Origin of the sequence: Streptomyces poriferorum, from assembly GCF_019399235.1 — a bacterium.
In the GTDB taxonomy this organism is placed as follows: domain Bacteria; phylum Actinomycetota; class Actinomycetes; order Streptomycetales; family Streptomycetaceae; genus Streptomyces; species Streptomyces poriferorum.
On sequence record NZ_JAELVH010000003.1, the window covers coordinates 1 to 17,467 of the forward strand.

Genomic DNA, 17,467 nt, shown 5'->3' on the forward strand with positions numbered 1-17,467 from the left:
GTCGAGCGCGGAGGTGGGTTCGTCGGCGACGATCAGCTCGGGTTCCAGGGCCAGGGCGCGCGCGATGGCGACGCGCTGGCGCTGGCCGCCGGAGAGCTGTCCGGGCAGCGCGGCCAGGGTGTGTCCGGGGAGGCCGACCAGGTCGAGCAGTTCCTCGACCCGGGCCTCGCGCTCCTCGCGGGTGCCCCGGCGGTGGACGTCGAGCGGATCGCGCAGGATCTGCTGGACCGTGAGCCGGGGGTTGAGCGCGGTGGACGGGTCCTGGAAGACGACGCCGACGGCGGAGCCGAAGTCGCCTCTGCGCTCGGCGCCCGACATCTCCCACAGGTCGCGGCCGTGGAAGAGGACCTCGCCCTCGGTGGGCTTCTGCAGTCCGGTCAGCACCCGCGCCATCGTCGACTTGCCGCAGCCCGACTCGCCGACCAGGCCGACGATCTCCCCGCGCTTGACCTCCAGCGTGGCGTCCGTCAGCGCGTGGACGGCGTCGCGGCTGAAGAGACCTCCGCTGCGTGCCTTGTGGCGTACGTGAACGCCGTTGAGCCTGATCACAGGGCGCTCCCTTCCAGCTTCTTCGCGGCGTCGGCCGGGTGGTGGCAGGCGAAGCCGTGGTCCTTCGCGGTGCCGCGCCCGGTGAGTACGGGGGTGGTGGTGAGGCAGAGGTCGGTCGCCGCACCGCAGCGGCCGGCGAAGCGGCATCCCGCGCCGAAGCCCTGGGGCGCGGGGACGACACCGCGGATCTGGTGGAGCCGCTCGGCGCCGGCCTCCAGGGAGACCACGGAGCCGAGGAGTCCGCGGCTGTAGTGGTGGGTGGGGTCGGTGAGGACAGACCGGGTGTCGCCGACCTCGGCGAGCCGGCCCGCGTACATCACGGCGACCCGGTGGGAGAGGTCGCCGACGAGGGCGAGGTCGTGCGAGACCAGCACCATGGCGAAGCCGAGCTCGTCGCGGAGCCGGATGAGGAGTTCGACGACCTGGGCCTGGACGGTGACGTCGAGCGCGGTGGTCGGCTCGTCCGCGATCAGGAGGCGCGGGCTGCGGGACAGGGCCATGGCGATGAGCACGCGCTGGCGCTGGCCGCCGGAGAGCTCGTGCGGGTAGCTGCGCAGGGTCCGCTCGGGCGAGAGGCCGACGAGCTCCAGGAGCTCGGCGGGTGTCTTCGTACCGCCGCGCGAGGTCAGCTGCTTGAGCTGGGTGCCGACGAGCACGGAGGGGTTGAGGGAGGAGAGCGCGTCCTGGTAGACCATCGCGATCTCGGGGCCCATCAGGGCGCGGCGTTCCCTGGGCGGCAGCTTCAGCAGGTCCCGGCCGCGGTACAGGATCTCGCCGCTGACCTCCGCGTTGCGGGCGAGGAGGCCCATGACTGCGAGGCTGGTGATGGACTTGCCGCAGCCGGACTCGCCGACCAGGCCGAGCGTCTCGCCCTCGTGGACGGTGAAGTTCAGCTTGTCCACGACGGGGATCTCGCCGTAGCGGTCCGGGAAGCGGATCGCCAGGTCGCGGACGACGAGGAGTTCGTCGGCGTCCGCGCGGACCGGCGTGATGGTGGGCTCGGTGGCGTTGATGTGCCGGGCGAGTGCGGTGAGCGCGGCGTCGATGTCGACGGTGGCGGCGGCCTCGACCGGGTCCGGTGCGGTGGTGGCGGTGGGGTCGACGGCGGCGCGGGCGCTCCTGGGCGCGGCGGAGGCGTCGGTGAGGCCCTCGGAGAGGATGTTCAGCGCGAGGACGGTGATCAGCAGGGCGAGGCCGGGGAAGAAGGTGGCCCACCAGCCGCCGGCCAGGAGGATCTGCCGGCCGTAGGCGAGGACGCTGCCCCAGCTGGGGTCGGGGTCCTGCACACCGGCGCCGATGAAGGAGAGGCTGGCCTCGAAGATGATGGCCTCGGCGACCATGACGGTCGCGAAGACCATGACCGGGGCCATGCAGTTGACGGCGACGTGCTTGAGCACGATGTAGCCGCGCCGGGCACCGATGACCTTCTCCGCGGCGACGTAGTCCTCGCCGTACTGGGAGAGGACGTTGGCGCGGACCACACGGGCCAGCGACGGGGTGTACACGAAGGCGATCGTGAAGATGATCACCGGGATGCTGGTGCCGAACACGGCGACGAGGACGGCCGCGAGCGCGATCGGCGGGAACGACATGACGACGTCGAGGGTGCGCATGACGGACTCGTCGCCGAGCTTGCGCGAGGTGGCGGCGAACGAGCCGAGCAGGGCCCCGGCCACCAGGGCGCAGGCCGTCGCGCCGAGGCCGATGACCAGTGAGTAGCGCGAGCCGTGCAGGACGCGGGCGAACACGTCGCGTCCTGCCCGGTCGGTGCCGAACCAGTGCTCGCCGCTAGGGGCCTGGACGGGGGTGCCCGTGGTCAGGGGGTTCTGGGTGAGCAGGGGGGCGAGTACGGCGCCGAGGACGACGACGATCAGCACGCCGAGGGCGACGCGGGAGGTTACCGGGAGGGCGCGGAAGGCGACGCCCGGTCGGGAGAGCTTCTTGGCCAGACGGCCCGTGGCGAACATGTCACACCGTCCTGATGCGCGGATTGACCAGCAGGTAGAGCAGGTCGACGATGACGTTGACCACCAGGAACGCGATGGCGATGGTCAGCACGGTGCCCTGGACCAGGGCGATGTCGCCTCCGGTGACACCTTCGAGGATGAGTTTGCCCATGCCGGGCAGGTCGAAGATCGCCTCGATGACGACGGCGCCGCTCAGCAGGTAGCCGACCTTGACGCCGAGCACGGTGAGCGGGGTGACGAGCGCGTTGCGCAGCACGGAGCGGATGACCAGGAAGACCGGCAGTCCGTTGCCCTGGGCGGTGCGGACGTAGTCCCGGTCCAGTTCGGTGACCATCGAGGTGCGGATCAGGCGGGCGAGCGAGGCTGCGACGGGCACGGCGAGCGAGACGGCGGGCAGGATCATCGTTTCGAGCCACCCGCCGAACGAGTCGGCGATGTTGGTGTATCCGCCGGTCGGGAAGATCCGGGTGTTCAGGGCGAACTGCTGGATGAGCAGGACGCCGAGCCAGAAGGACGGGATGGCGACCCCGGCCATCGACAGGACCCGGAAGAGCTGGTCGGGCCAGCGGTCGCGGTACATAGCGCCCAGGACGCCGCCGAGGACGGCGAGGACGATGGCGATGACGAGCCCGAGGACGGTGAGCTGGAGGGTGAGCGGGAAGGCGGCGGTGATCCGGTCGATCACGGGCTGGCTCGGCGGGACGGTAGACCCGAGATCGAAGTGGATCAGTTGGCCGAGGAAGTGGAAGTAGCGGACGGGCAGCGGGTCGTTGAGCCCGTTGGCCTCGGCGAAGGCCTCCCGGGCCTCGGGGGTGGCGCTCTCCCCGAGCGCGTTGTAGGCCGGGTCGACCGGCGAGAACTGCAGCACCACGAAGACGAGCAACGCGATACCGAGGATCATCACCGGCATCATCGCGACGCGGCGCAGCGCGAGCCGGAGAAAAGCAACCATCGTCGGGTTCCTTGCGGTTGGGCGGTCATCCGGTCCAGGTCACCGGGTGTGTCCGGTGTTCAGGACCGGGCTTGCGGGCGCGGTGGCGGGCGGCGCCGTTCTGCGGCTCCCGTCCGGTGGACCGGGTCCGTCGTGATCCGGGCGGGGGGGGTGTGGAGGCCGGGCCGTACGGTGGCCTGCGCGGGGGCTGCCGTACGGCCCTCGGAGCACGGGCCGGTCAGGCGCGGGCGACGTCCAGGAAGGAGAGGCCGGTGGTCGGCAGCGGCTTGAAGCCGGTCAGGCCCTTCTCGTTCCAGGCGGTGGGCAGCTTGCGGTGCAGGACCGGGTAGAGCGGGACCTCGTCGGCGACGACGTCGGTGATCTGGCCCCACAGCTGCTTGCGGGTCGCCTCGTCGCCGGCCTGGGCGGCCTTGTCGAGGAGCTGCTTGACTTTCTTGTACTCGGCGGTCTTCGACCAGCCGTAGCGGTTCTCCGGCCAGAAGCCGTAGTAGAACCAGCGCATCAGCAGGTCCACGTCGTTGCCGAAGACGGAGGGGTCGCCGGGGGCGACGAGCACCTCGAAGTCACCGCTGTCGACCTTGGCGTACTGGGCGGCGGACTGGGCGATGCCGAGGGTGGCCTCGATGCCGGCCGCGGCCCAGCTCTCCTTGATCAGCGGGGCGATGTCCTTGACCCAGCCGGTGTCGGTGGTCAGGACGGTGAACTTGAGGTCCTTCACCCCTGCTTCGGCGAGCAGCTTCTTCGCCTTGGCCACGTCGTGCGTGTAGACGGTGGAGGCCTTGTGGTAGTCGGGGTGCGTCGAGGGGACGTAGCCCGTGGCGGCCGTGGCGTTGCCGACCATGGCGGTCTTGATGATCTTCTCGGTGTCCAGCGCGTAGTGCAGGGCCTGGCGGACCCGCTTGTCGGCGAACCGCTTGTCGGCGGTGTTGAACATCAGGAAGAGCAGACCGAAGGACTGGACGGACTCGGTCTTCGCCGTGGCGGAGAGCCCCTTCACGTCGATGTAGGGGACGTCCTCGATGGCCTGGACCCGGCCGGACTGCATGGCGCTGACGCGGGCCGACTGGTCCGATATCAGGCGCCAGATCATCTTCTTGGCCCTGGCGGGGTGCGCGCCGTTGTACTTCTCGTACTTCTCGAAGACGATCTTGTCTTCGCGGGTCGCCGAGACGAACTTGTACGGACCGGAGCCGACGGGCTTGGCGTCGAAGGCCTTGGGGTCGGGCTCGACGATCTTCTTCGGCACGATCCGGGCCACGGCGATGCGGGACGGGAAGAGCGCGAAGGGGTACTTGAGCTTGAACTCGACCGTGCCGGCGTCGACGGCCTTGACGGTGTCGATGAAGGGCACGAACTGCGCCATCAGCGAGGCGTTCTTCGGGTCCAGGATGCGTTCGAAGCTGAACACGACGTCGTCGGCGGTGACGGCCGAGCCGTCGTGGAAGGTCGCGCCCTTGCGCAGCGTGGCGCGGTAGGTGGTCGCGTTGATCTTCTTCGGCATCTCGGTGGCGAGCGCGGGCCGTGCCACGAGCGTTGCCGGATCGAGATCCACCAGCCCCTCGAAAATGTGCATATTGGCGGCGTACGGCGTCGCGCCCGACGTGATCATCGGGTCGAAGCCCGTCGACAGCGGGTAGGACATTCCGGCCTCGATGAGACCGGTGTCGCCGCCCTCTCCTGTCGAGCCATTGGAGGTCGAGGACGGTCCGCCGCAGGCGGAAAGGCCCGCCGTGAGGGCGGCCGCGGCACCGACGGCACTGGTGTAACGCAGGAAGGTGCGGCGCTCGACACCGGCTGATCTCAGCTCGGGCACGGGTCCTCCAGGGACTTGAGGTGGGGCGTCAGGGGTAAGAACGGTGGGTCCGTCACAGGTTCACGGGGGACCGTGGAACCTCACGCATCAGACGTCAGATGTCTGATGCCTTGATAGCGTGGGAACGTAGCTTGACAATCGATGGGGGTCAAGAGGTGGGGAGTTCACATATGTCCGGAACGAGGCCCGGGCGACAGCTGCTCCGGCAGGAAGTCGTCGACGGCATCAAGCGGTACATCCTCGAAAAAAGGCTTCGTCCCGGAGACCCGCTGCCCACGGAGCCCGCCCTCTGCGAGGCGCTGGGCGCCAGCCGCTCCAGCGTCCGTGAGGCCGTCAAGATCCTCAACGCGCTGGACATCGTGGAGGTCCGGCACGGGCACGGCACCTACGTCGGCCGGCTGAGCCTGTCCGCCCTGGTGGAGAGCCTCACCTTCCGCGGCCTGCTCTCGCCCGACGACGACTTCCAGGTGATGTCCGACCTCGTCGATGTGCGCGAGCTCTTCGAGCGCGGGCGGGCCGACCGGATCGTCTCGCTGCTCACCGCGGAGCAGCTGGACGCCCTGGACGGCCTGGTGGCCACGATGCGGGCGACCGGGGCCCAGGACGGGCACGGCTTCGTCGCCGCCGACCGCGCCTTCCACGCCCTGCTCGTCGCCCCGCTCGACAACGATCTGATCGGCCAGCTCTCGATGGCGTTCTGGGACGTGTACGCGATCGTCGCGCCGCACCTGGACGGCTTCACACACAGCGACGAGACGGAGACGATCGCCGCCCACCAGGCCATCGTGGACGCCGCACGGGCCGGTGACATCGAGGGGTTCATCAAGGCGCTCGGCGAGCACTACGCCCCGGTCAGGCGCCGGATCTCCGAGGCCCGCGCCCGGGGCTGAGCCGGCCGCCCGGATCATCCGGAGCCGGCGCGACGGGCGCGACGGACCCTTGACGCCCCCCTCGGTGGGTGCCTAGGGTCCGTGTGCCGACAGGACATCTGACGTCATCCGTCTGATGACCGGTGCACACCTCGCACCCGGCACTTCCCGCCGCGCCCCCAGGAGGGCACCTCCATGCCGTTCACGGACCTCTCGCTCGCGGACTGCCGCGACTACCGGCCGACACTTCCCGTTCCGGCGGACCTCGACGCCTTCTGGTCGCGGACCCTGGACGAGGCCCGGTCCTGTGCGGCGGACAAGCCCTCGTTCACGGCGGTGGAGACCGGGCTCACCCAGGTCCGTACGTACGACGTCACGGTCCCCGGCTTCGCCGGGCAGCCGGTGCGCGGCTGGCTGCGGATGCCGGCCGGGGCGAGCGAACCGCTCGGCTGCGTCGTGGAGTTCCTGGGCTACGGCCGCGGACGGGGCCTGGCGCACGAGAACCTGCTCTGGGCGTCGGCCGGTTACGCGCATCTGCTGATGGACACCCGCGGCCAGGGCTGGTCGGCCGCGGGCGGTGACACCGCCGATCCGGACGGCGGCGCGGCCGGAGTCGTACCCGGATTCCTCACCCGGGGCATCGAGAGCCCCGAAACGTACTACTACCGGCGGCTGTTCACCGATGCGGTGCGCTGCGTCGACGCGGTGCGCGACCGGCCCGAGATCGATCCGGAGCGGATCGTGGTGACCGGCGTCAGCCAGGGCGGCGGGATCGCGCTGGCCGTCTCGGGGCTCGTGCCCGGGCTGGCGGGGGTCATGCCGGACGTGCCGTTCCTCTGCAACTTCCGCCGCGGGGCCGAGATTTCGGGGCGGCCGCCGTTCACCGAGATCGCCGAGTACCTCAGACTCCACCGCGACCGCACCGAGCCGGTCTTCGCCACCCTGTCGTACTTCGACGCCGCACTGCTCGCCACCCGGGCCACGGCCCCCGCACTGTTCTCCATCGCGATGATGGACGACATCTGCCCGCCCTCCACCTGCTTCAGCGCCTACAACGGCTACGCCGGGCCCAAGGACGTACGGGTCTACGCGTTCAACGGGCACGAGGGCGGCGCGGAGTACCAGCAGCGGGAGCAACTGGCCTGGGTGGCCTCCCTGTTCGCCGGCCTGCCGTCGGGGCAGGCCGGCCACTCCTGACCGGAGGCACCTTCCGTGCGCAGACGATCCATGCTCCTTGCCGCCGGTGCGGCAGCCGTGAGCACCCAACTCGGCGGCCGCGCCTTCGCCGCCGCTCCGGGCAGCGGTCCGATCCTGGACCACGACACCCCGGTGGACCTGGACGGCAGCGAGTACGTCGACCTGTCGAACCAGGCCGGCGCACTCGCCCCGCTCACCACGGGAACCATCGTCGTCACCTTCCGCACCACCAGTCACAACGAGGCGATGACGCTGCTCAGCGCCTCGGATCCCACCGCCCCCTCCTCCAACATCACGCTGAACCTGAGCGGCGGCGCCCTTCAGTTCTCCGTACGCGAGAAGGGCACGGTCCTTATCAATGTCATGACCAGGACACGGTACGACGACGGGCTGCGCCACACCGTCGCCGTCACCGTCGACGGTTCGGGCACCAGGCTGTCCGCCGGCGGGCGCACCGTGTTCGAGACGGCGCGGCACTCCTTCTTCGGGAACGTCTCCCGGTTGAGCGCCCTCGCCCTGGGGCGCAACACCGACAGCGACCACCCCGGCGGCGAGTGGTTCTGCACCGGCACCATCGAGCGGGCCGCCGTCTGGGACCGGGTGCTGAGCGAGTCCGAACTGGTCGCGCAGAGCCCCCGCCCCGATCTCGCCGACCTGGGCCGGATCTCCACGATCCTCAACAGCAACACCCCGGCCACCTGGGTCGTCACCGGTGACAGCATCACCCATGGCGCGCTGCACACCCATGGCTGGCGCAGCTACCCGGAGCACTGGATGGAGCGGGTGCGCTGGGAGCTGGGCAAGCCGAAGAACCGCGACTTCATGGTCGATTCCGGGGTGAGCGGCGCGACCAGCGCCGAACTCGTGGCGCGGTTCGACGAGCGGGTCACCGCCTTCTCGCCGCACGTCGTCTCGATCATGATCGGTACGAACGACATCGCGACGTCCGGACTGGGCCTCGACGCCTACCGGGCCAACCTCGTCTCGCTCGTGCGCTCCGTACGCGCCCTGCCGGGCTCCCCGGTGCCGGTGCTCCAGTCGCCCAACCCGGTGGATCCGGCGAGGTGGCCGGGGCGGGTGAACCTCTCGCAGTACGCCCGGGTCATGGGCGAGGCCGCGGCACAGGAGAACGCGGTCTTCATCGACCACTACAACGACTGGCTGCGCGGAAACGGCGGCCAGGTCCCCTTGTCCCTGCTCAGCGACGGGCTCCACCCCAATGAGCGGGGCCACCACCGCATCGTCCTGAAAATGATCAAGGACCTACGGATCTTCGAGGCGAGCAGCGCGGTCTGCTCACTGAGCATCCCGTAGTCCGGCGCCTTCCTCCGTCTCCCACCCTTCGAGAAGCCCCACCCCTTCCGAGAAGAGAGATCGTCCATGAAGAGAACCGTCCCTGTCGCCCTGCTCGGTGCCGCCCTGCTGGTGGCCACCACGACGGGCACCGCACAGGCCGCGTCACCCGCCCCCGGCACGCTCACGTCCCAGGACCTGACCGTCAACGGCGTGGGCTCCCCCTACTACCGGATCCCGGCCCTGACCACCTCGGTCGAGGGCACCGTGCTGGCGGCGTACGACGCCCGGCCCACGCTCGGCGACCTGCCCTCCAACATCGGCGTCATGCTGCGGCGCAGCACCGACGGCGGTACGACCTGGCAGGCGCAGCAGGTGGTCCGCAAGGACGCCGCGCCCCAGGGCTACGGGGACCCGAGCCTGCTCGTCGACCGGACGAACGGCCGTATCTTCCTGTTCTACGCGGCCGGGGTGAACCAGGGATTCTTCGGATCGGCCACCGGCAACGACGAGTCCGACCCGAACGTCCTGCAGGCCGACTACAGCTACTCGGACGACGACGGTCTGACCTGGACCCACCGCCGGATCACCAAGCAGATCAAGAACCCGGCCTGGGGCGGGATGTTCGCGTCGTCCGGCGAGGGCATCCAGCTGCGCAACGGGGTCCACAAGGGCCGGCTGATCCAGCAGTACGCCATCCGCAACAACGGGGCCAACTACGCGGTCAGCGCCTACAGCGACGACCACGGCGCGACCTGGAAGACGGGCACCCCCGTCGGACCCGGCGGTGACGAGAACAAGACCGTCGAGCTGAACGACGGCACCATCATGCTCAACAACCGCTCGGCGCCGTACCGGACGATCGCGTACTCCACGGACGGCGGAGTCACCTACACCCCGTTCGTCCAGGACACCGAGCTCCCGGACCCGGCGAACAACGGCTCCATCATGCGCTACGCCCCCGACGCCCCGGCCTCGAACCCGCAGTCGTCCTGGCTGCTGTTCAGCAACACCGAGGCCACGTCGCGCAAGAACCTCACGGTCAAGATGTCCTGCGACAACGGGAAGACCTGGCCGATCAAGAAGGTGGTCGACGCGGGCGCCGCGGCCTACTCGACGCTGACCCGGCTGCCCGACGGCCGGCTCGGGCTGCTGTACGAACGGGGCAACTACGAGCACATCACGTACTCCTCCTTCGACCTGAAGTGGCTCGGCGGCACCTGCGCCGACATCACGATCACCCCGCCGGCGACGCTCAAGGCGGGCACGAGCGCCGAGGTGACGGTCCGGGTCGTCAACAGGATGGACGTGCGCCGCAGCGCGGGCACCGTCGATCTGGCCGTGCCGAGCGGCTGGACGGCCACGCGGACCGCGATCCCGGCGATGCGGCCCGGCGAGGGCGCCAACATCAAGGTCCCGGTGACGGTGCCCGCGGGCACCTCGGGGAACGCCACGCTGACCGCCACGTACCGGGCGGACGGCAAGCAGGCCTCGGGCAGCGCGACGGTGACGGTCACGCCGTAGCCCGATGACGGCCCTGCGTCCAGCTGCCACGGGGCGGCTGGACGCAGGTTGCCGCCACCCCGTTCAATGGGCGCCACGCACAGTGACGGGAGAGGACGGTGGCGGACGTGGCAGGAGCCGGATTACGCATCGGAGTGGTCGGCGGGAGCGTCGCCGGCTGCGCGATGGCGATCGCCGGGATCAGGGCCGGGGCCGAGGTCACGGTGTACGAGCGCAGCCACGGGGCGCTGGAGGACCGGGGTTTCGGCATCGTCGTCCCGCCGCCGCTCCACGCGGAGCTGGTCACGGCCGGCTATGTGGACTCCGCGATGCCGACGGCCCCGGTGCCTTCGCGTGTCTGGCTCACCCGGGAGCCGGGGAAGCGTTCCGCGCGTGAACTGGCGCGCCAGAAGGCGGCGGTGACGCCCTGCCACTGGGGTCTGCTGTGGCGCACGCTGCGTGCGAACGCCCAGGGGGCGACGTATCACCGGGGCCGCCCCGTCACGGAGGTGCTGCGCCATCCGGCGGGCGGCGCGGTGATCCGTACGGCGGAGTCGGCGCAGCGGTACGACATCGTCGTCGGGGCGGACGGGCCGCGGTCCGTCACCCGGGCGGCCCTCGCCCCGCAGGTGCGACCGGTTCCGGCGGGGTACGTGGTGTGGCGCGGCACCCTGCCGCTCGACCGGCTCACCGCACACCGGCGCGAGCTGGAACTGGTGCGGACTGCCTGGATCACGCTGGGATTCCGGGGTGGGCACGGCGTGTTCTACCGGATTCCGGGGGCGGTCGAGGAGTCGGGACTGCTGGCCTACGCCATCTACGGCCCTCCTCCCCCGCCGTCGTGGAGCGCCGGGCGCGAGGAGTACGTGCGGCGCATCGCCGAGGAGCACTTCCCGGCGGGCTGGGCCGAGATCGTGGGCCGGGGTGCCCACACCTCCCTGACGTGCCACGACGTCGCCGACTTCCATGTGCCCCGGGTCGCGGAGCCGCCGTTCCTGCTGGCGGGCGACGCGGCGAGCATCACCCGGCCGCACACCGCGAGCGGCGCGACCAAGGCGCTGCAGGACGCGCTCTGCCTGGAACGGGCCCTGCGCGCCTCGTCCTCGGCCGCCGAGGCGCTTTCGCGGTACGCCGACGAGCGGTCGGACGAGGGCGCCCGCCTGGTCGCCCTGGGCCGGAGACTGGGGCACGCGATGGTCGAACGGACTCCGGACTGGGCGGCGATGGGCCCCGCGGAGATCGCGGAGTGGAGCCGGGCCACGCTGGACGGAGCCGGCAGTTATCTGTACGGCAGCGTCCAGCGGCAGTGACGTCGCGGAGCGTCTCAGCGGCCGGCCGGGGCGGCGGATGCCGCGCCGGCGGTCAGTGCGGTCATGTCCACGACCCGGTCGGCGGCCTCCGCCACGGCCGGGTCGTGCGTCGCCACGACCATGACGCAGTTGTCCTGGTGGGCCCGTTCGGCGAGGAGCGTGGCCAGGTCACCGGCCTGGGAACGGTCGACGGCCGCCGTCGGCTCGTCGATCAGCAGCAGCTTCGGTTCGAGGAAGAGCGCGCGGGCCAGGGCCACCCGCTGGCGCTCGCCGCCGGAGAGCTGTTCGGGGCGGTGGCGCAGCCGGTGGCCGAGCCCTACCCGGGTGAGGGCCTCCTCGGCGCGGGAGCGGTGGGCGCGCGGGCGTGCGCCGCTGATGTACACGGCGGCGAGCAGCTGGTCGGTGGCGGTGAGGCCGGAGAGCAGGTTGCCGCTCTGGAACATGTAGCCGATCCGTTCCCGGCGCGCCCTGGCACGCCGGGCGTCGGTGAGCGCTGCGAGGTCCTCGCCGTCCAGCAGGACCTGCCCCGAGGCGGGCCGCAACAGCGCGCCCGCGACGGCGAGCAACGTGGACTTGCCGGAGCCGGACGGGCCGGCGAGAGCCGTCATCCGCCCGGGCTCGAAGGTGACGTCGAGCCCGTCGAAGACGGTGGTACGGGCGTCGGTGCGGCCGAACGTGACGGTGACGCCGGTCAGTTCGAGGCTCATCGGTTGGCTCCCAGCATGGTCAGCGGGTCGGCTCGGGTGACCCGGCGCAGGGTCAGGGCGGTGCCCGCGAGACCGACGGCCGCGACGGTGCACATGGTGGCGGTGAGGGTGGACGCGGGCAGGCTGAACGGCACCTGTTCGCCGACCAGCAGCCCGACCGCTCCGGCGAGCACGGCGCCCGCCGCGGTTCCAAGGACGACGACCAGGGCCGCCTGGAGGACGGTGTGGGCGAGGAGCCTTCTGCGGGAGGCGCCCATGGCGCGCAGCAGGGCGAGTTCGGGCCGGCGTTGCACGGTCCACACGGAGAAGAAGGCGCCGACCACGAGCGGGGCGATCAGGTAGAGGAAGACCTGGATCGAGTTCATGGTGAGGCGCTCTCCGGTGTAGCCGGGGGCCGCCTCGTACGCCTTCTCCTTGCTGAGCGTGGTGGTGGAGTACCGCGCGTCGAGGTCGGCGGCAGAGGCCCCGTCGGGGGCAGTGCGCAGGGCGAGGGCGCTGAACTGGCCGGGGATCGCGGTGGTCCGGGAGGCCGGGGCGCCCGGGGTGCTGAAGCGGATGCGCTGCCAGGTCTTCAACGGGACGCAGGCGACGGGCACATGTCCGTAGCTGGAGCGCTCGGTCCGCCCCACGACGCGCAGTTCGATGCCGAGCCGGTCGATGACGAGGGTGTCCCCGACGCGCACGCCCTCGTCGGCGAGCTTGGCGGACATCACCATGCTGTCGGCCGCCGCACCGCTGAGGCCGTCGCCCTCGGTGACCGAGGGGGCCAGGAAGGAGCCGGGTTCGACGCCGAAGGCGGCGAGATCGACCTCGGCGCCACGATTCGTCGTGCCGCGGGTGATGGAGACGCCCAGCGGAGTCGTCTCCGTGCCCGCCTCCGCGCTCCAGGCGGCGGCGGTCTTCTCGTCGAGGAGGCTGCGGGCGAACTGGTCGGATTTGGCGTCCGAGGAGAAGACGAGCTGCGAAGCGGGCAGGCGGCGCAGGGCGGAGACGGTGTCGTCGCCCAGGCCGGTGGTGAAGCCGGAGACGATGCCGACGAGTGCGGCGACGAGCACCACGACGGATCCCATGAGCAGGAAGCGGCCCCGGGCGGCACGCAGCTCCAGCAGAGCGAGGAACACGGCGGTTCCCTTCGGTGGATCGATGTTAGGGACGGTGTGTCGCCAACATAGATGATGGGGACGCGGCGTCCCCAAGTGGGGGGGGCCGTCCCGTGCCGCCGGGCTTCTAGACTGGGCCGGTGCCCAGGATCAGAGCCGCCACGGTCGCCGAGCACCACGCCCAGCAGCGACTGGCCCTGGTGCGGGCGGCACGCGAGCTGCTGGAGAGCGGCGACGCCGACGCCGTGACCTTCACCGCGATCGCCAGAGCCACGGGCCTCGCCCGCAACAGCGTGTACAAGTACTTCCCGGGCCGCCCCGAACTGCTCGCCGCGGTCGTCGAGGACGCGATGCCCCGCTGGACGGACGCCATCCGGGCCGGGATGTCGGCGGCCGGTACGCCGCGGGAGAAGATCGCGGCCTACGTGTCCTCGCAGCTGGACCTGGTGCGCGGCGGCGAGCACCGGATCGCCCAGGCGCTGGCCGGGGTGCGGGACGCGGCGGTGGTGCGGGAGAGCGCCGTGCGGGCCCACCGGGAGCTGCTGACACCGCTGATCGGCGCGCTGACTGAGCTGGGCGAGGAGGATCCGCGGCGCACCGCGCTGCTCCTTCAGGGAATCGTCAACGCGGCCACGACGGCGATCGAGAACGGCGACGACCCGGCCGCGGTGACGGACCGGGCGGTACGCATGGCCGTCACCGCGATCACCGGGGCGACGCGGGAACGGTGAGAGCCCGGCCGGTGCCGGGCACGACGCCGCGTTTACCGGACCGGGGAGGTTTCCAGCCGGGTGCGGATGCCGTCGAAGTGCGTACGCATCGCCCTCACCGCACGCAGGCCGTCGGCCGCCGCCACGGCCTCGACGATCTCGCGGTGCTGGGCGCAGGTGACCGACGGGTCCTGATGGCCGTCGTCGAAGTCCTCGCGGACCCGGTCCATGGCCGCCCAGAACGCGTCGAGCACCTCACTGAGCAGGTGGTTGTCCAGCGAGGCGTAGAGCGCGAGGTGGAACGCCCGGTCGGTGGAGCGCGCCACCCGGCCCGCACCCGCCTCCTCCTCCATCTTCGCGACCAGGGCGCGCAGGACGTCGAGGTCCTCGGCCGGCACGCCGGCCGCCACCGTCCCGACGAGCCCCGCCTCCAGCGCCTCGCGCACCTTCATCAGCTCGGCGAGCCCGGGCTCGCCCTGGCGGTGACGGACGGCCGCGCGGAAGGCGAGCCCCTCGGCGAACGGTGACAGGGAGAGCGAGCCGACGAAGGTGCCGTAACCCCGGCGGATCTCCACCACGTTGACCGCCTGGAGCGACTTGAGGGCCTCGCGCACCGACACCCGGCCGGCCTCGAAGAGGTCCATCAGTTCCGACTCCGTGGGCAGCGCGTCGCCCGGCGCGAGCCGTCTGTCCAGGATCAGTTCCTTGATCCGGCGCTCGATGTCCTGAGCCATGGTGGGCCGCGCCACAACGTCCTCCTGAGGTGCCGTTGCCCCTTGACCATTCCCAGGAGCATCTGTTTAAGGTGAGTCAGACATAGGACATCTTACGTCTCACGTCTCGATCCGGGTAGCCGCTCAGGCCCCGGATCGGTGTCCCGATCAGCTGGAGCCTCACCATGTCTCTGACCGCACCGTTGCGCGGCGTCGTCCCGCCGGTCTGCACCCCGCTCGACTCCCGCGGGGAGATCGACACCACGTCGCTCGTCCGTCTCGTCGAGCACCTCATCGGCGGAGGCGTGCACGGACTCTTCGCGCTCGGGTCCACCAGCGAGGTCGCCTACCTCACCGACGAACAGCGTGCCACCGTCCTGGAGACCGTCGTCAACGCGACCGACGGACGCGTCCCGGTCCTCGCCGGCGTCATCGACACCACCACGGCCCGGGTCGTCGAGCATGCCAAGTCCGCCGCCGCCCTGGGCGCCGACGCGCTGGTCGCGACCGCGCCGTTCTACACCCGCACCCACGCCAAGGAGATCGCCGGGCACTTCCGCCGGCTGCGCGCCGAAGTGGACCTGCCGCTGTTCGCGTACGACATCCCGGTCGCCGTGCACAGCAAGCTGTCCGCCGCGCTGGTCCGCGAGCTCGCCGAGGACGGCACCCTGGCCGGGCTCAAGGACAGCAGCGGCGACGAGGGCGGGCTGCGCCGGCTCGTCGTCGAGCTCGGTGGCCGCGAGGGCCGCGGAAACGGCCCGATCCCGGACTTCAGCATCCTCACCGGCTCCGAGCTGACCGTCGACGCGGCCCTGCTCGCCGGCGCCGACGGTGTCGTCCCCGGCATCGGCAACGTGGACCCGGCCGGTTACGTACGGCTCTACGAGGCCGCGCGGGCGGGCGACTGGACGCTGGCCGCCAAGGAACAGGAGCGGCTGATCGAACTGTTCGCCATGGTCGACGTCGGCCCCGAGGCGGACATGGGCCGCAGCTCCTCGGCGCTCGGCTCGTTCAAGTCGGCGCTCCAGCTGCTCGGCGTCATCGAGTGCGGCGACACCGCGTTCCCGCAGATCCAGCTGTCCGCCGAATCCGTCGCGCTCGTCTCCGCACGGCTGCGCGACGCCGGTCTGCCGCCGGTCCGATGACCTCCTCGGCACAGCCGGCACCGGCCGCGGGCCCCGTCGTCGGCCTCGACCTCGGCGGTACGAAGATCGCCGCCGCGCTCCTCGCCGCGGACGGCACGGTCCTGGCCCGGCACAGCAGGCCCACCCCGGCCCAGGAAGGCGCCGCGGCGGTGCTCGACGCGCTCGCCGCGGCCGCCGCCGAGGTCGACCCCACCCACGGCGCCTCGGTGCTCGGCATCGCGGCGGCCGGGGTCATCGACCCGCGTACCGGCATGGTCACCAGCGCCACCGACTCCATCCGCGGCTGGGCCGGCACCCCGCTGGGCGTCGGGCTCGCCAACCGCACGGGATACGCGGTGGCCTGCGACAACGACGTGCGCGCGACCGCCGGGCCGGAGCTCGCCGCGCTGAACGCGCGGACGGCGGGCCACGGCTCGCTGCTCTTCGCCGCCATCGGCACCGGGGTCGGCGGCGCCGTCGCCGCCGACGGACGGATGCTGCACGGATCGGCCGGCATCGCCGGGCACCTGGGTCATGTGCCCAGCCCCGAGGCGGCCGGCCTGCCCTGCACCTGTGGCGCCACCGGCCACCTGGAGGTCATCGCCTCCGGGCCCGGGATCGCCGCCCACTACGCGCGGCTGACCGGCGCCCCCGTGGACCGGCTGGAGACTGTCGCGGCGCGCGCCGCCGAGGGCGACGCCCACGCCGTCACCGCCATCACCACCGGTGCGGCCGCCGCCGGCCATGTCCTCGGCGGGCTCGCCAACGCGTTCGGCCCCGACCGGGTCGTGATCGGCGGCGGGGTCCCGCGGATCGGCGCGCTGTACGCGGACGCCCTGCGCGCCGCGTTCGCCGCGGAGCTGATGGGGCCCCTGCGGGGGCTCGTCCCGCAGGCCCCGCTGCTCGGCCACGACGCGGCCGTGCTCGGCGCGGCCTCCCTCACCACCACCCTTCCCCTCCACCACCCGGGAGCTCTCCGATGACCGCGCAGGAACTGGCCACCACCCTCCAGGGCAAGCTGATCGTGTCCTGCCAGGCACCTCCCGGCGACCCGATGCGGGAGACGTCCACCCTGGTGCGGCTCGCGCTGTCGGCCGTCGCCGGTGGCGGCGCCGCGATCCGGGCCAACGACCCGGAGGTCGTCGCCGCGATCACCGCCGTGGTCGACCTGCCGGTCATCGGCCTGTGGAAGGACGGCGACGTCGGGGTCTTCATCACCCCGACCGTCCGGCACGCCCTGGCCGTCGCCGGGGCGGGCGCGGCCGTCGTGGCCGCTGACGCCACCGACCGGCCGCGCCCCGACGGCTCGACGTTCGCCGAACTCGTCGAGGCGGTCCACGCGGCCGGCGCGCTCGTGATGGCGGACGTCTCCACCCTCGCCGAGGGCGTCACGGCAGCGGAGCTGGGGGCGGACTTCGTCTCCACGACCCTGTCCGGCTACGTCCCCGGCACGCCGAAGCAGACCGGCCCCGACCTCGATCTGGTCGCGGCCCTCTCCGCCGCCATCGACCTGCCGGTGGTCGCCGAAGGCCGTATCAACACCCCGGAGGAAGCGGCCGAGGCCCTGGCACGCGGCGCCCACAGCGTCGTCGTCGGCACCGCCATCACCGCTCCCACGGCTCTGACCGCCCGCTTCGTGGCGGGCATCACCCGGCCCTGA

At 71.7% G+C, this 17,467-nt stretch carries 16 protein-coding genes; 9 read left to right on the top strand and 7 right to left on the bottom strand.

The genetic code is table 11. The features are described from left to right. From JGS39_RS00835 to JGS39_RS00850, 4 genes are all read right to left on the bottom strand, one after another. Window positions 1–549: ATP-binding cassette domain-containing protein (locus JGS39_RS00835; RefSeq protein ID WP_219566595.1), on the bottom strand; the 549-nt coding region annotated here is incomplete at its 3' end. After that, a complete protein-coding gene (locus JGS39_RS00840; protein WP_219566596.1) occupies window positions 546–2,516 on the bottom strand; it encodes a dipeptide/oligopeptide/nickel ABC transporter permease/ATP-binding protein in 1,971 nt (656 codons plus the stop codon). The genes JGS39_RS00840 and JGS39_RS00835, both read right to left, overlap by 4 nt. Window position 2,517: 1 nt before the next feature. Then, window positions 2,518–3,468 carry an ABC transporter permease gene (locus JGS39_RS00845; RefSeq protein ID WP_219566597.1) on the bottom strand — a complete coding sequence of 317 codons (951 nt, stop codon included), beginning with the start codon at window positions 3,466–3,468 and terminating at the stop codon, window positions 2,518–2,520. 217 nt (window positions 3,469–3,685) lie between these two features. After that, on the bottom strand, window positions 3,686–5,281 hold the full coding sequence (locus tag JGS39_RS00850) for an ABC transporter substrate-binding protein (RefSeq protein WP_219566598.1): 1,596 nt from the start codon (window positions 5,279–5,281) through the stop codon (window positions 3,686–3,688). A 170-nt stretch (window positions 5,282–5,451) separates the two neighbouring features. On the opposite strand from JGS39_RS00850, the gene JGS39_RS00855 reads away from it, so the two are divergent. The 5 genes from JGS39_RS00855 to JGS39_RS00875 all read left to right on the top strand — a co-directional run bounded on the left by JGS39_RS00855 (window position 5,452) and on the right by JGS39_RS00875 (window position 11,453). Then, window positions 5,452–6,171 carry a FadR/GntR family transcriptional regulator gene (locus JGS39_RS00855; RefSeq protein ID WP_219566599.1) on the top strand — a complete coding sequence of 240 codons (720 nt, stop codon included), beginning with the start codon at window positions 5,452–5,454 and terminating at the stop codon, window positions 6,169–6,171. Between the two features lie 174 nt (window positions 6,172–6,345). Beyond that, window positions 6,346–7,347, top strand: coding sequence for an acetylxylan esterase (locus JGS39_RS00860; RefSeq protein ID WP_219566600.1), 1,002 nt, complete (start codon window positions 6,346–6,348; stop codon window positions 7,345–7,347). A 15-nt stretch (window positions 7,348–7,362) separates the two neighbouring features. Continuing rightward, window positions 7,363–8,661, top strand: a complete 1,299-nt coding sequence (locus JGS39_RS00865; RefSeq protein WP_308120095.1) for a GDSL-type esterase/lipase family protein — start codon at window positions 7,363–7,365, stop codon at window positions 8,659–8,661. A gap of 66 nt (window positions 8,662–8,727) precedes the next feature. Then, a complete protein-coding gene (locus tag JGS39_RS00870) occupies window positions 8,728–10,164 on the top strand; it encodes a sialidase family protein (RefSeq protein ID WP_219566601.1) in 1,437 nt (478 codons plus the stop codon). A gap of 107 nt (window positions 10,165–10,271) precedes the next feature. Continuing rightward, a complete protein-coding gene (locus JGS39_RS00875) occupies window positions 10,272–11,453 on the top strand; it encodes an FAD-dependent monooxygenase (RefSeq protein WP_308120097.1) in 1,182 nt (393 codons plus the stop codon). Between the two features lie 14 nt (window positions 11,454–11,467). Here JGS39_RS00875 and JGS39_RS00880 read toward each other — a convergent pair whose 3' ends face one another. Next, on the bottom strand, window positions 11,468–12,160 hold the full coding sequence (locus JGS39_RS00880; RefSeq protein WP_219566602.1) for an ABC transporter ATP-binding protein: 693 nt from the start codon (window positions 12,158–12,160) through the stop codon (window positions 11,468–11,470). Beyond that, complete coding sequence (locus JGS39_RS00885; protein ID WP_219566603.1) at window positions 12,157–13,281, bottom strand: ABC transporter permease; 1,125 nt, start codon at window positions 13,279–13,281, stop codon at window positions 12,157–12,159. The genes JGS39_RS00880 and JGS39_RS00885 overlap by 4 nt, the downstream gene beginning before the upstream one ends. Before the next feature lie 119 nt (window positions 13,282–13,400). On the opposite strand from JGS39_RS00885, the gene JGS39_RS00890 reads away from it, so the two are divergent. Continuing rightward, window positions 13,401–13,991 (top strand): TetR/AcrR family transcriptional regulator, encoded by a 591-nt coding sequence (locus tag JGS39_RS00890; protein ID WP_219566604.1) that lies wholly within the window; start codon window positions 13,401–13,403, stop codon window positions 13,989–13,991. A gap of 32 nt (window positions 13,992–14,023) precedes the next feature. Here JGS39_RS00890 and JGS39_RS00895 read toward each other — a convergent pair whose 3' ends face one another. Further along, entirely contained in the window at window positions 14,024–14,719 is a 696-nt protein-coding gene (locus tag JGS39_RS00895; protein WP_219566605.1) for a FadR/GntR family transcriptional regulator, read from the bottom strand. A 149-nt stretch (window positions 14,720–14,868) separates the two neighbouring features. Between JGS39_RS00895 and JGS39_RS00900 the strand changes: the two genes are divergently transcribed. From JGS39_RS00900 to JGS39_RS00910, 3 genes are read left to right on the top strand one after another with little or no spacing between them, the layout of a single operon-like run. Beyond that, window positions 14,869–15,828: a dihydrodipicolinate synthase family protein gene (locus JGS39_RS00900; RefSeq protein WP_219566606.1), complete on the top strand. Its 960-nt coding sequence runs from the start codon at window positions 14,869–14,871 to the stop codon at window positions 15,826–15,828. Further along, window positions 15,825–16,790, top strand: a complete 966-nt coding sequence (locus JGS39_RS00905; protein WP_219566607.1) for an ROK family protein — start codon at window positions 15,825–15,827, stop codon at window positions 16,788–16,790. Before JGS39_RS00900 ends, JGS39_RS00905 begins: the two co-directional genes overlap by 4 nt. Beyond that, complete coding sequence (locus JGS39_RS00910) at window positions 16,787–17,467, top strand: N-acetylmannosamine-6-phosphate 2-epimerase (protein ID WP_219566608.1); 681 nt, start codon at window positions 16,787–16,789, stop codon at window positions 17,465–17,467. The genes JGS39_RS00905 and JGS39_RS00910 overlap by 4 nt, the downstream gene beginning before the upstream one ends.

Bases quoted from the DNA above. Each gene is read 5' to 3' on its own strand.
- JGS39_RS00855 (WP_219566599.1), top strand. From the start codon at position 5,452: ATGTCCGGAACGAGGCCCGGGCGACAGCTGCTCCGGCAGGAAGTCGTC.
- JGS39_RS00870 (WP_219566601.1), top strand. From the start codon at position 8,728: ATGAAGAGAACCGTCCCTGTCGCCCTGCTCGGTGCCGCCCTGCTGGTG.
- JGS39_RS00905 (WP_219566607.1), top strand. From the start codon at position 15,825: ATGACCTCCTCGGCACAGCCGGCACCGGCCGCGGGCCCCGTCGTCGGC.
- JGS39_RS00845 (WP_219566597.1), bottom strand. From the start codon at position 3,468: ATGGTTGCTTTTCTCCGGCTCGCGCTGCGCCGCGTCGCGATGATGCCG.
- JGS39_RS00860 (WP_219566600.1), top strand. From the start codon at position 6,346: ATGCCGTTCACGGACCTCTCGCTCGCGGACTGCCGCGACTACCGGCCG.
- JGS39_RS00840 (WP_219566596.1), bottom strand. From the start codon at position 2,516: ATGTTCGCCACGGGCCGTCTGGCCAAGAAGCTCTCCCGACCGGGCGTC.
- JGS39_RS00880 (WP_219566602.1), bottom strand. From the start codon at position 12,160: ATGAGCCTCGAACTGACCGGCGTCACCGTCACGTTCGGCCGCACCGAC.
- JGS39_RS00910 (WP_219566608.1), top strand. From the start codon at position 16,787: ATGACCGCGCAGGAACTGGCCACCACCCTCCAGGGCAAGCTGATCGTG.
- JGS39_RS00900 (WP_219566606.1), top strand. From the start codon at position 14,869: ATGTCTCTGACCGCACCGTTGCGCGGCGTCGTCCCGCCGGTCTGCACC.